Source organism: Aggregatibacter sp., from assembly GCF_057314075.1.
Window position 1 is genome coordinate 63,692 of the sequence record NZ_DBHLAR010000011.1, and the last position, 12,262, is coordinate 75,953.

At 43.2% G+C, this 12,262-nt stretch carries 10 protein-coding genes and 4 tRNA genes; 9 read left to right on the forward strand and 5 right to left on the reverse strand.

All coding sequences use genetic code 11. From position 1 onward, the window contains the following. Window positions 1–117: 117 nt before the first annotated feature. The 3 genes from cyaY (at window position 118) to gyrB (ending at window position 4,861) form a co-directional block, all read left to right on the forward strand. Window positions 118–426, forward strand: coding sequence for an iron donor protein CyaY (gene cyaY, locus ACO5E4_RS07790; protein ID WP_021615942.1), 309 nt, complete (start codon window positions 118–120; stop codon window positions 424–426). Further along, window positions 426–2,318 carry a DNA helicase RecQ gene (gene recQ, locus ACO5E4_RS07795; protein WP_485862638.1) on the forward strand — a complete coding sequence of 631 codons (1,893 nt, stop codon included), beginning with the start codon at window positions 426–428 and terminating at the stop codon, window positions 2,316–2,318. The genes cyaY and recQ overlap by 1 nt, the downstream gene beginning before the upstream one ends. A gap of 122 nt (window positions 2,319–2,440) precedes the next feature. After that, complete coding sequence (gene gyrB / locus ACO5E4_RS07800; protein WP_485862639.1) at window positions 2,441–4,861, forward strand: DNA topoisomerase (ATP-hydrolyzing) subunit B; 2,421 nt, start codon at window positions 2,441–2,443, stop codon at window positions 4,859–4,861. Between the two features lie 55 nt (window positions 4,862–4,916). On the opposite strand, the gene coaA is transcribed toward gyrB, so the two are convergent. After that, window positions 4,917–5,846, reverse strand: coding sequence for a type I pantothenate kinase (gene coaA, locus ACO5E4_RS07805; protein ID WP_485862640.1), 930 nt, complete (start codon window positions 5,844–5,846; stop codon window positions 4,917–4,919). Window positions 5,847–6,087: 241 nt separating this feature from the next. Between coaA and ACO5E4_RS07810 the strand changes: the two genes are divergently transcribed. From ACO5E4_RS07810 to tuf, 5 genes are all read left to right on the forward strand, one after another. Then, window positions 6,088–6,163, forward strand: a tRNA-Thr gene (locus ACO5E4_RS07810). A gap of 29 nt (window positions 6,164–6,192) precedes the next feature. Continuing rightward, window positions 6,193–6,277 (forward strand) — tRNA-Tyr (locus ACO5E4_RS07815). A gap of 37 nt (window positions 6,278–6,314) precedes the next feature. Beyond that, window positions 6,315–6,389, forward strand: a tRNA-Gly gene (locus ACO5E4_RS07820). 3 nt (window positions 6,390–6,392) lie between these two features. Next, window positions 6,393–6,468: transfer RNA gene (locus tag ACO5E4_RS07825), tRNA-Thr, on the forward strand. 93 nt (window positions 6,469–6,561) lie between these two features. Further along, window positions 6,562–7,746: an elongation factor Tu gene (gene tuf, locus ACO5E4_RS07830; protein WP_109092123.1), complete on the forward strand. Its 1,185-nt coding sequence runs from the start codon at window positions 6,562–6,564 to the stop codon at window positions 7,744–7,746. Window positions 7,747–7,890: 144 nt separating this feature from the next. On the opposite strand, the gene gpt is transcribed toward tuf, so the two are convergent. Next, window positions 7,891–8,355 carry a xanthine phosphoribosyltransferase gene (gene gpt / locus ACO5E4_RS07835; RefSeq protein ID WP_485862641.1) on the reverse strand — a complete coding sequence of 155 codons (465 nt, stop codon included), beginning with the start codon at window positions 8,353–8,355 and terminating at the stop codon, window positions 7,891–7,893. Between the two features lie 113 nt (window positions 8,356–8,468). Between gpt and ACO5E4_RS07840 the strand changes: the two genes are divergently transcribed. Continuing rightward, window positions 8,469–9,929 carry an aminoacyl-histidine dipeptidase gene (locus ACO5E4_RS07840; RefSeq protein ID WP_485862642.1) on the forward strand — a complete coding sequence of 487 codons (1,461 nt, stop codon included), beginning with the start codon at window positions 8,469–8,471 and terminating at the stop codon, window positions 9,927–9,929. Between the two features lie 70 nt (window positions 9,930–9,999). Here the strand turns inward: ACO5E4_RS07840 and rpoH are convergent, their stop codons facing one another. The 3 genes from rpoH to ACO5E4_RS07855 form a co-directional block, all read right to left on the reverse strand. Continuing rightward, complete coding sequence (gene rpoH, locus ACO5E4_RS07845) at window positions 10,000–10,848, reverse strand: RNA polymerase sigma factor RpoH (RefSeq protein WP_485862740.1); 849 nt, start codon at window positions 10,846–10,848, stop codon at window positions 10,000–10,002. Window positions 10,849–10,989: 141 nt separating this feature from the next. Next, on the reverse strand, window positions 10,990–11,943 hold the full coding sequence (gene tehA, locus ACO5E4_RS07850; RefSeq protein WP_485862643.1) for a dicarboxylate transporter/tellurite-resistance protein TehA: 954 nt from the start codon (window positions 11,941–11,943) through the stop codon (window positions 10,990–10,992). Next, window positions 11,943–12,251, reverse strand: a complete 309-nt coding sequence (locus tag ACO5E4_RS07855; protein ID WP_485862644.1) for a DUF2322 family protein — start codon at window positions 12,249–12,251, stop codon at window positions 11,943–11,945. The genes tehA and ACO5E4_RS07855 overlap by 1 nt, the downstream gene beginning before the upstream one ends. Window positions 12,252–12,262: the final 11 nt, after the last annotated feature.

Here is a 12,262-nt window from a genome sequence, read left to right on the forward strand (position 1 = left end):
TGCTCCTTGTGCTCAAATTAGACTGTTCTTTTTACCACTAAATCCGGCTTTGTGCTATCACAACGCACAGAAAATCTTTATAATTTCCGCCCTACAGTCATTTATTGGAGTGATTTTATGAATATCGTTGAGTTTCATCAGAAAATCGAGCAAATTTGGGATGAAATTGAAGAGCAACTGGAAGCGCAAGATTGTGATGCCGATTGTGAACGCCAAGGCTCCGTGTTCACGATTACGCTTGGCGATCGCAGTCAAATTGTGATCAACAAACAAGAACCGTTGTTGGAATTATGGTTGGCGAGCCACAATGGTGGTTTCCATTTTGCCTATAAAAACGAGCGTTGGGTCAGCAACGACGGCTTGGATTTTTGGCAGGCTCTAACTGAAGCGCTTGCTAAACATGGTGAGCAGGTGCAGCTCGGTTAATGAATCACCTGACCTCATACGAACCGATGAAAAGTGCGGTGGATTTTCTCGATAAATCGTCGGCAAAATCCACCGCACTTTATGCGACGGCAAAGAATGTGTTGCATTCGGTGTTCGGCTATCAAGCTTTCCGTAAAGGGCAAGAGGAAATTATCCAGGCGGCGCTGAACGGTCAGGACTGTTTGGTCATCATGGCGACGGGCACGGGAAAATCGTTGTGCTACCAAATTCCAGCATTGTGTTTTGATGGGATGACCTTGGTGGTGTCGCCGTTGATTTCTTTGATGAAAGACCAAGTGGATCAACTGCGCGCCAGCGGCGTAGAAGCGGATTATTTAAATTCTTCACAAACGTTTGAAGAACAACAACAGGTGCAAAATAGGGCAATTTCCGGGCAGTTAAAATTATTGTATTTATCTCCGGAAAAAGTCATGACCAACAGCTTTTTCCAATTTATTTCTTTATGCCAGGTGAGCTTTATCGCCATTGATGAAGCGCACTGCATTTCCCAATGGGGGCACGATTTTCGCCCTGAATATACCCAACTTGGCGGCTTAAAAGGCAGTTTCCCGAACGTACCGATTATGGCGCTGACAGCTACTGCAGACCCCACAACGCAACAAGATATTCTGCAAAATCTCCGGCTAAATCGACCGCATTTTCATGTGGGCAGTTTCGATCGTCCGAATATTCGTTACACCTTAGTGGAAAAATTTAAGCCGATGGAACAGCTTTGTCGTTTCGTAGTGGCACAAAAAGGCAAAAGTGGCATTGTGTATTGCAACAGCCGCAACAAAGTAGAGCGCATTGCGGAAACGCTGTGTAACAAAGGTGTGCGAGCGGCGGCGTATCATGCGGGCATGGAAAATAGCTTGCGAGAAAAGGTACAACGGGATTTTCAGCGGGACAACATCCAAGTAGTGGTGGCGACGATCGCCTTCGGCATGGGGATCAATAAATCTAACGTGCGTTTTGTGGCACATTTCGATTTACCGCGTAGCATTGAATCCTACTATCAAGAAACCGGTCGTGCAGGGCGTGACGATTTGCCGGCAGAAGCGGTGTTGTTTTACGATCCGGCGGATTATGTGTGGCTGAACAAAATGTTGATGGAAAAGCCGGAAACGCCACAGCGCCAAATTGAACAGCATAAATTGCAAGCCATCGGCGAATTTGCCGAAAGTCAAACCTGTCGCCGTTTGGTCTTATTGAATTATTTCGGCGAACATCGTCAAACAGCCTGTCAAAATTGCGATATTTGTCTCGATCCACCGAAAAAATACGATGGGTTGTTGGACGCACAAAAAATCATGTCGGCAATTTATCGCACCGGTCAATCTTATGGCGCCCATTATGTCATTGCCGTATTGCGTGGCATGAATAATCAGAAAATTCGTGACCAGCAGCACGACCAACTGAGTGTGTATGGCATCGGCAAAGAACACAGTACGGAATACTGGCAGTCCGTGTTGCGTCAGCTCATTCATTTGGGCTTAGTTCGCCAAATCATTGGCGAGTATGGCAATACGTTACAGCTCACAGAAAACGCCAAGCCGATTTTGCGGGGAGAGATGCCGTTGGAATTGGCAACGCCACGTCTATCGTCTATCGTTACCACTGCGATGATGCACAAAAGTGCGGTCGGTTCTTACGACAAAGATTTATTTGCACGTTTGCGCTTCTTGCGTAAGCAAATTGCCGATAAGGAAAATATTCCCCCGTATATCGTGTTTAACGATGCGACTTTGCAAGAAATGGCGCAATATCAACCGGTTAGCAATATTGAAATGTTGCAAATTAATGGCGTGGGTAGCATTAAACTGGAACGTTTTGGGCAGCCGTTTATGGCGTTAATTCGTGAACATAAAAATGCCCGAAAAACCGAAGGATAAAACACGTTGTTGTGATGAATTTTGCGCCTTTTTATGTGTGTGATCTCACTTATTTTTAGCTAATGACGCAAAATTTTGCTATAATTCCGCCCAATTTTTTACGAATAAAATAGAGAAAGATTATGTCAACAAATACCCCTGAAAATTACGGTGCAAACAGTATTAAAGTACTCAAAGGCCTTGATGCAGTGCGTAAACGTCCCGGTATGTATATTGGGGATACAGACGATGGAACAGGTTTACACCATATGGTTTTCGAGGTCGTGGATAACGCTATTGACGAAGCCTTAGCCGGGTATTGTGATGATATTATCGTGACCATTCATTCCGATAATTCCGTTTCCGTGCAAGATGATGGGCGCGGTATTCCGGTGGATATTCACCCGGAAGAAGGCGTTTCCGCCGCCGAAGTGATCATGACCGTCTTGCACGCCGGCGGGAAATTTGACGATAACTCCTATAAAGTCTCTGGTGGTTTGCACGGTGTGGGCGTGTCTGTGGTTAATGCGTTGTCTGATAAATTACAACTGACTATTCGCCGTCAAGGCAAAGTGCATGAACAATTTTATCGCCTTGGCGATCCCGTTGCTCCGTTAGCGGTCATTGGTGAAACCGACCAAACCGGCACAACCGTACGCTTTTGGCCAAGCCCAACGATTTTTACGAACATTGAATTTGAATACGATATTTTAGCCAAACGCTTAAGAGAGTTATCTTTCTTAAACTCCGGTGTTTCTATTCGTTTAATTGACGAACGCACCGATAAACAAGACCATTTCCATTACGAAGGTGGTATTCAAGCGTTTGTGGAATATATCAATCGAGGTAAAACGCCAATTCATCCGAAACCGTTCTATTTCTCTGCGGAAAAAGACGGTATTGGCGTGGAAATTGCGTTGCAATGGAACGATGGTTATGCCGAAAATATTTACTGCTTTACCAACAACATTCCACAACGCGATGGTGGTACGCACTTGGCTGGTTTCCGTGGGGCGATGACCCGTACGCTGAATAACTACATGGAAAATGAAGGTTATACCAAAAAATCTAAAGTCGCGACTTCCGGTGACGATGCTCGTGAAGGCTTGGTGGCCGTGATTTCCGTGAAAGTACCGGATCCAAAATTCTCTTCTCAAACAAAAGACAAATTGGTTTCCTCCGAAGTGAAAAGTGCGGTGGAATCTTTAATGAATGAGTATTTGCAAACTTATTTATTGGAAAATCCAAACGATGTCAAAATCATCGTGAGCAAAATTATCGATGCGGCACGTGCGCGTGAAGCTGCACGTAAAGCCCGTGAAATGACCCGTCGTAAAGGCGCATTAGATTTGGGCGGCTTGCCGGGTAAATTAGCCGATTGTCAGGAGCGTGATCCGGCGTTATCCGAACTTTATATCGTGGAGGGTGACTCTGCGGGCGGTTCGGCAAAACAAGGGCGTAATCGTAAAAACCAAGCGATTCTGCCGTTAAAAGGGAAAATTCTGAACGTGGAAAAAGCCCGCTTTGACAAAATGTTATCTTCCGCAGAAGTGGGTACATTGATTACGGCGTTAGGTTGCGGTATCGGTCGTGACGAATATAACCCGGATAAATTGCGTTATCACAGCATTATTATCATGACCGATGCGGATGTGGACGGCTCGCACATTCGTACGTTGTTATTGACCTTCTTCTATCGTCAAATGCCGGAGCTGATTGAGCGCGGTTATGTCTATATTGCCCAGCCACCGTTGTATAAAGTGAAAAAAGGTAAACAAGAGCAATACATTAAAGACGATGAAGCCATGGCAGAATTTGAATTGGCGATTGCGTTGGAAAATGCGGCGCTTTATGTGAATGACAATGCACCGGGCATGCAAGGCGTGGCGTTACAAAATCTCGCTTCCGAATATCTTGCAGTTCAAAAAATGACGACCCGCTTGAGTCGTTATTACCCGGAAAGTGTATTAAAAGAATTGATTTATCAACCGGCGTTAACCACCGCGTTAATGCAACAGGAAAGTGCGGTCAATTCTTGGGCTGATTCTTTGGTTGTTTCTTTAAATGGAAAAGAAACCGACGGCAGACATTATCGCTATCGTTTGCAATTCAACGCTGAACGGAACCTGCATGAAGTGGTATTGACGGTAAGAACGCATGGGATTGATACGGATTATTTCTTGAACTTCCAATTTGTGACCGGTAATGAATATGCCCGCTTAATTGCGTTGGGTGAAAAATTGGTCGGTTTATTAGAAGAAAACGCTTATGTGATGCGTGGCGAACGTAAACAAGCGGTGACCTCATTTGAGCAGGCAATTGACTGGTTAATGAAAGAGTCTCGCCGTGGTTTGATGATTCAACGCTATAAAGGGTTAGGTGAAATGAACCCGGAACAGCTTTGGGAAACAACAATGGATCCAAACACTCGCCGCATGTTGAAAGTGTCTATCAAAGATGCGGTGGCGGCAGATCAGTTATTCACCACCTTGATGGGAGATGAAGTTGAGCCTCGCCGTGAGTTCATTGAGAGCAATGCGTTAAGAGCGAATTTGGATATTTAAAATCCATTTAAAAAAAGCACCGCACTTTGAATAATAAAGTGCGGTGCTTTTTTTGTTATTTTCTTAAGGTGACCAATTCGACTTCATGGTTTGCGCCTTTCTTTAGAATTAAGTCTGCGCGTTCTCGCGTTGGTAAAATATTTTCCTTCAGGTTCAATCCGTTAATTTCATCCCAAATTTTCCCTGCCGTGGTAACCGCTTCTTGTTCAGAGAGATTCGCATAATGTTTGAAATATGAGTTCGGATCGGTAAAAGCACTTTGGCGGAACTTCAGAAAGCGGTGAATATACCATTCTTTTAATAAGTCTTCTTCCGCATCAACATAAATAGAGAAATCGACAAAATCAGACACAAACAGCTCATTGGATTGATTTCTATTGGGTTGCAAGACGTTTAACCCTTCTAAAATCAAAATGTCAGGTTGATCGATGACATTAAATTGATTAGGAATAATGTCATAGGTTAGATGAGAATAAATTGGCGCAGTAACATTTGGCTTGCCGGATTTTATATCTGCTAAAAAACGAATCAGTTTTGGCGTGTTGTAAGAAATCGGAAAGCCTTTTTTATGCAATAAATTGTGTTCTTGAAGATAGGCTAACGGGTGTAGGAAACCATCTGTCGTAATCAAATCGACTTTACGTTGTTGTGGCCAATGGCTTAAGAGCGATTGCAGAATCCGGGCAGAGGTGCTTTTCCCTACCGCTACGCTACCTGCAATACTAATAATGTAGGGCACTTTCGTGTTTTGTCCGCCAAGAAAACGGCGCAACACATTTTGGCGACGAATGTTTTCATCTATATAGTAGTTAATCAAACGGACTAACGGCAAATAGATAGTGCGAACTTCGTCAAGGGAAAGTTCTTCATTTATCCCAAGCAGAGGTTTGAGATCCTGTTCGGTTAATGTTAACGGAACCGATTTACGCAATTCTGCCCAACGTTGCCGATCAAATGATAAAAATGGCGTAAGTTGTTCCGACATAGAAGGAGAAACCGAAAAGTCCACGTGCTGAATTACTCTTTTTTAGCCAATGATAGGTTGCAAAATATACCCTATAAATAAGAGATTGAGCAGTAAAATTTTTGCATAATCAGCTAAATTCACCGACGTTAGAGAGTTTTTGCTTGATAATTAAACGAATAACCAAAAAAAACTTTATTTACTAAAAAAAAACTTGTCAGGCATAAAAAAATCCCTATAATACGCCTCACTTGTTTACGACGCCGACTTAGCTCAGTAGGTAGAGCAACTGACTTGTAATCAGTAGGTCATCAGTTCGATTCCGATAGTCGGCACCATTTCTCGTATTCAAGTTCCAACTTAGAGTGGAGGGATTCCCGAGCGGCCAAAGGGAGCAGACTGTAAATCTGCCGGCTCAGCCTTCGAAGGTTCGAATCCTTCTCCCTCCACCATTTCTAAGCGATCGATGGGACAGATGAATTAAGAACGGCGGGCATCGTATAATGGCTATTACCTTAGCCTTCCAAGCTAATGACGCGGGTTCGATTCCCGCTGCCCGCTCCAAGCGCTGATATAGCTCAGTTGGTAGAGCGCACCCTTGGTAAGGGTGAGGTCGGCAGTTCGAATCTGCCTATCAGCACCACTTCTTAATAATCTCTCCATTACAAATTTTAATACTTTGGTTAGTCTGGTAAATTGAACCATCGATAACCGTGTTTGTTTAGAGGGACTCTCAATGTCTAAAGAAAAATTTGAACGTACAAAACCGCACGTTAACGTGGGTACAATCGGCCACGTTGACCATGGTAAAACCACTTTAACTGCAGCTATCACAACCGTATTAGCAAAACACTACGGTGGTGCAGCTCGTGCATTCGACCAAATCGATAACGCGCCGGAAGAAAAAGCGCGTGGTATCACCATCAATACATCCCACGTTGAATACGACACTCCAACACGTCACTACGCACACGTTGACTGTCCGGGACACGCCGACTATGTTAAAAACATGATTACCGGTGCGGCGCAAATGGATGGTGCTATCTTAGTAGTAGCAGCAACTGATGGTCCTATGCCACAAACTCGTGAGCACATCTTATTAGGTCGCCAAGTAGGTGTTCCTTACATCATCGTATTCTTAAACAAATGCGACATGGTAGATGACGAAGAGTTATTAGAATTAGTTGAAATGGAAGTTCGTGAACTTCTTTCTCAATATGACTTCCCGGGTGACGATACACCAATCATTCGTGGTTCTGCATTACAAGCGTTAAACGGCGTAGCAGAATGGGAAGAAAAAATCCTTGAATTAGCTCAAGCATTAGATACTTACATTCCTGAACCTGAGCGTGCAATCGACCAACCGTTCCTTCTTCCAATTGAAGACGTGTTCTCTATTTCCGGTCGTGGTACAGTAGTAACTGGTCGTGTAGAGCGTGGTATCATCCGTACTGGTGATGAAGTTGAAATCGTAGGTATCAAACCAACTGCGAAAACAACCGTAACCGGTGTTGAAATGTTCCGTAAATTACTTGACGAAGGTCGTGCAGGTGAAAACATCGGTGCATTATTACGTGGTACAAAACGTGAAGAAATCGAACGTGGTCAAGTATTAGCGAAACCAGGTTCAATCACTCCACACACTGATTTCGAATCTGAAGTGTACGTATTATCCAAAGAAGAAGGTGGTCGTCATACTCCATTCTTCAAAGGTTACCGTCCACAATTCTATTTCCGTACAACTGACGTAACCGGTACTATCGAGTTACCGGAAGGTGTGGAAATGGTTATGCCTGGCGATAACATCAAAATGACCGTATCCTTAATCCACCCAATCGCGATGGACCAAGGTTTACGTTTCGCTATCCGTGAAGGTGGCCGTACAGTAGGTGCTGGCGTGGTAGCTAAAATTATCAAATAATTGATAAAACCCAATTGAAAAGGCGTATCGAATGATACGCCTTTTTGTTTTCATCATGTTGATAAAACGAATCTGATGAAAATACAATAAAAAATGACCGCTCTTTATTTCATTAAAGTGCGGTCATTTTTTTTCTATTATTTTTTATTTTCTAGCAAGTGGTGGAACGAAACAAATGCCCATATCCCAAGGTTGTTCGATCCATGTGTTTTGTGGGATATCAACTACATAATCATCAACTAATTCAGCACCGGCTGGTTTTGCGAAAATAGTAACGAAATGAGCATTCGGGTACATCTCACGAATAGCGCGCGCAGTGTTTCCGGTGTCCACTAAATCGTCAATGACGATAAATCCTTCCCCACCGTTTTCTAATTGAGCTGCATGTAAGACCTGCAATTCACCTTGTTTATCGTGGTTATAGCTGGCGATACAAATGGTTTCTACATGACGAATACCTAACTCACGGGCAAGTACTGCACCAGGAAATAAACCACCACGGCTGACTGCGACAATGCCTTTCCATTGGGAAGCCGGAAGTAAACGTTCAGATAATTTGCGTGCGTGCATATGGAACATATCCCACGTCACAACATATTTTTCACTCATAAACACACCTTTTTAAAATTTTACGGGCATCGCCCTGGAAATAAAAATTGCGTTAGGATAACCCGAAATGGCATTTTATGCTATTATTTTCCCTAATTTTTTAAGGAGGAACTATGTCAGAAATACAACAATTAAATCCGAATTTATTATGGAAATGGTTTGATCAAATTTGTGCAATCCCACATCCATCCTACCAAGAAAATGAACTTGCGGAATTCATCATCAACTGGGCAAAAGGGAAAGGCTTTTACGCGGAACGGGATGATGTAGGCAATGTGTTAATCCGTAAACCGGCAACAAAAGGCATGGAAAATCGTCCAAAAGTTGCTTTACAGGCGCATTTGGATATGGTGCCTCAAGCCAATGAAGGTAGCTCACATAATTTTGCCACCGATCCTATCCGTCCTTATATTGATGGTGAGTGGGTACGTGCCACAGACACAACCTTAGGGGCAGACAACGGTATTGGGATGGCATCGACGTTAGCGATTTTAGACAGTGATGATATTGCTCATCCGGATTTGGAAGTGTTACTCACCATGACAGAAGAACGTGGCATGGAAGGGGCTATCGGATTGCGCCCAAATTGGCTACAAAGCGATATCATGATTAACACTGACACAGAAGAAAACGCAGAAATTTATGTGGGTTGCGCCGGGGGCGAAAATGCGAATGTGACATTGCCGGTGGAATATCAAGATAATGCCTTCGCTCACAGTTACCAAATCATTCTGAAAGGCTTGCGTGGCGGGCATTCCGGTTGCGATATTCATACCGGACGTGCTAATGCGATTAAAGTGCTTGCGCGTTTCTTAGCAAAACTCACCCAAAATCAACCGCACTTTGATTTCCTTTTAGGTGACATTCGCGGTGGTTCTATTCGTAATGCTATTCCGCGCGAAGCGTTTGCAACGTTAAACTTCAACGGTGACGTGGCTCAACTAAAAAGTGCGGTAGAAAATTTTGCTGTTTTATTAAAAGCTGAACTGGCACTAATTGAACCGAATCTTACTTTTGATTTGCAGCCCGCTGAGAAATCTGAGAAAACCTTTACTGCGGCTAGCACACAACGTGTGATTCATTTCTTGAACGTCTTGCCGAATGGTGTGATTCGTAATAGCGACGTATTAGAAAACACCGTGGAAACATCCCTCAGTGTTGGCGTATTAAAAACAGAAGAGAATCAAATTAAAGCCACAATTTTAGTACGTTCACTTATTGATAGTGGCAAAGAATATGTTGCTGAGATGTTGACATCGCTTGCTTCATTAAGTGGTGCTTGTGCTGAATTCTCCGGATCTTATCCGGGTTGGGAGCCACAGGCACATTCACCAATTGTTGATTTAACCCATAAAATCTATGCGGACGTCTTGGGCTATGAGCCAACAATCAAAGTGATTCACGCCGGTCTGGAATGTGGTTTACTGAAGAAAATTTATCCGAATATGGATATGGTGTCTATCGGGCCAACAATCAAAAATGCGCACTCACCGGATGAGAAGGTTCATATTCCGGCAGTGCAAATTTATTGGTCGTTAATCACGAAATTATTGGCAGAAATTCCAGCAAAATAAATTGCTTTGGAAAAGAAAAACCCGCTCTCGATGGAGCGGGTTTTCTCTTTTTATACGCTTCAAAAATGCATTAAAAACTGACCGCACTTTTTAGTTTTTTCAGTGCGTTAGTCTCTAGCTGACGAACACGTTCCGCAGAGATGTTGTATTTTGCGGCCAGGTCTTGCAAGGTCGCCTTCGTTTCATCTAACCAGCGGGCTTTGATGATGTCTTGGCTACGTGCATCAAGATTATTTAACGCTACCGCAAGTTGATCTGTGGCTTGTGCCTCATAGTTTTCGTTTTCTAACTCGGCAGCAAAATTGGAGCCTTTGTCTTCCAAGTACAATGCCGGCGCATAGGTTTCTTCATCATGATCATCTGTTGGCAAATCAAATGCCACATCAGCACCAGTCATGCGTGATTCCATTTCCACCACATCTTGCGGGGATACGCCCAACTCATTCGCCACCATGTCCACTTCATTTTCATTAAACCAACCTAAGCGTTGTTTGGTTTTACGTAGATTAAAGAACAATTTACGTTGTGCTTTGGTTGTCGCGACTTTCACAATACGCCAGTTACGTAAAACATATTCGTGAATTTCTGCTTTGATCCAATGCACCGCAAAAGACACTAAGCGAACGCCTACTTCTGGGTTAAAACGCTTAACTGCTTTCATTAAACCGATATTGCCTTCTTGAATTAAATCCGCTTGTGGCAAGCCATAACCGGAATAACCACGGGCAACATGGATAACAAAGCGCAAGTGAGATAACACGAGTTTTTTTGCTGCTTCAATATCTTCGTTGTAATACAAACGTTCCGCGAGTTCCTTTTCCTCTTCCGCCGTTAGCATCGGGTATTCATTCGCTGCGCGAATATAGGCTTCTAAGCTTCCTTGGAGAACTAACATCATGGTTTGAGTTTCTTTATCCATCATCTTCCTTCTTACTAAAGTCACCAGGCTTGATTGAGAGAGCCCAGTTATAACACAATTTATGAGAATTTCAATCGGTTTTAGCGATTGGAATTCGTCTTTTCATCGTTTATATGACCAATTTTTTGTCTGAAAGTTCTTTTATTTTACTAAAAAACGATCGCGCATCATGAGGTAAATTGTCCCTAAAATCAATAGGCCAATCATCGTTGAAGCAAACCAAAATAGGGATAGGCCAATAACGCTTAGGATAGGGTCTGATGTACCTTGATAAATATGCAATCCCACGTTTGCCATGGATGCTAGTCCAAACGAGAATGCCCAAAATGAAACCGTGAAACCATTTTGGAATAGCCAAGGCAATAAACGGATTAAGAACAACAGTTGCAATACACCATAACCGACGAATAGCTTCACCAATAAATCTATCTCACCACCATTTAACGTTAAGTAAGTGGAACAACCCACAAATGCCGGTGCAAGTTGAATACCTATCGCTGGTCGGACGGCAGGTGCAACGGGCTCTAAATTGCGTAAGCGCTGCAAAATTGCGGGTTCAAGGCTTAGCCATGAAAACACACCGGCACCAAAAAAGAGCATTCCCAACTCGTTATACCCCAAATAGCCTAATGCTGTGCCACTGACAAAATTAGTTGCTACGGTTGGTAAATACATAATCGGTGTTGCGGCTTCTGCTTTGTGAATGCCGCGCCATAACCCAGCAACGCGGAAAGCAGCGAAACCTAACTGCCCTATGATCCCTAATGCAATTAATCCTATGGATAATGGAAAGGCATATGGCAAGACAGCCAAGCCAATTAAAATGGTGGTGATGGGAATTAAACTGATAAAACAACCCAGAATTAAGTGATGTAATTCTTCTTTGGCTTGTTGAGGGAAACGTAACCATTTCACGCTATAAGCCACAATAAATATCAACCAAATGATAGTCGCTAAACCTAGCAAGGTTTCGCTAACAATCGAAGGCAGTCCTAGAGTATGTGTGCCATAACGCCAAGCCAAGCCTAATGCGGACAAACCTAAAACAATACTGAAATAATTGACAGGAATAGGAAATGGTTTTTGCTGTTCCATTAGTGAGCCTCAATGTGATAATACAAGTCTTGTTCAATCACGCGCAGTAATAAATCAATATTCGGATGTTTACCCGGAAATTGACGAGCATCTTCCGTATGCTCAGCGAAGAGTTGCAAGCCTTTCTGTGCCGAAGTGCGGTCTAATTTTCCGTTAAATTCTTCTGCAAGCGCGTTATATACCCATAATGAGCCTAATTTGCCGGGGACAGCCGGAATTTGGTGAACCTGTTTGCCGTTTTCTAAAATTTTGATTTCATTTAAATGGTCAATTGTGGGCAATGTGGCTAAAATTTCGTTAAATGTCATGGTGTTCCTAT

Bases quoted from the DNA above. Each gene is read 5' to 3' on its own strand.
- tehA (WP_485862643.1), bottom strand. From the start codon at position 11,943: ATGGAACAGCAAAAACCATTTCCTATTCCTGTCAATTATTTCAGTATT.
- cyaY (WP_021615942.1), top strand. From the start codon at position 118: ATGAATATCGTTGAGTTTCATCAGAAAATCGAGCAAATTTGGGATGAA.
- gpt (WP_485862641.1), bottom strand. From the start codon at position 8,355: ATGAGTGAAAAATATGTTGTGACGTGGGATATGTTCCATATGCACGCA.
- coaA (WP_485862640.1), bottom strand. From the start codon at position 5,846: ATGTCGGAACAACTTACGCCATTTTTATCATTTGATCGGCAACGTTGG.
- gyrB (WP_485862639.1), top strand. From the start codon at position 2,441: ATGTCAACAAATACCCCTGAAAATTACGGTGCAAACAGTATTAAAGTA.
- recQ (WP_485862638.1), top strand. From the start codon at position 426: ATGAATCACCTGACCTCATACGAACCGATGAAAAGTGCGGTGGATTTT.
- ACO5E4_RS07855 (WP_485862644.1), bottom strand. From the start codon at position 12,251: ATGACATTTAACGAAATTTTAGCCACATTGCCCACAATTGACCATTTA.
- rpoH (WP_485862740.1), bottom strand. From the start codon at position 10,848: ATGGATAAAGAAACTCAAACCATGATGTTAGTTCTCCAAGGAAGCTTA.
- tuf (WP_109092123.1), top strand. From the start codon at position 6,562: ATGTCTAAAGAAAAATTTGAACGTACAAAACCGCACGTTAACGTGGGT.
- ACO5E4_RS07840 (WP_485862642.1), top strand. From the start codon at position 8,469: ATGTCAGAAATACAACAATTAAATCCGAATTTATTATGGAAATGGTTT.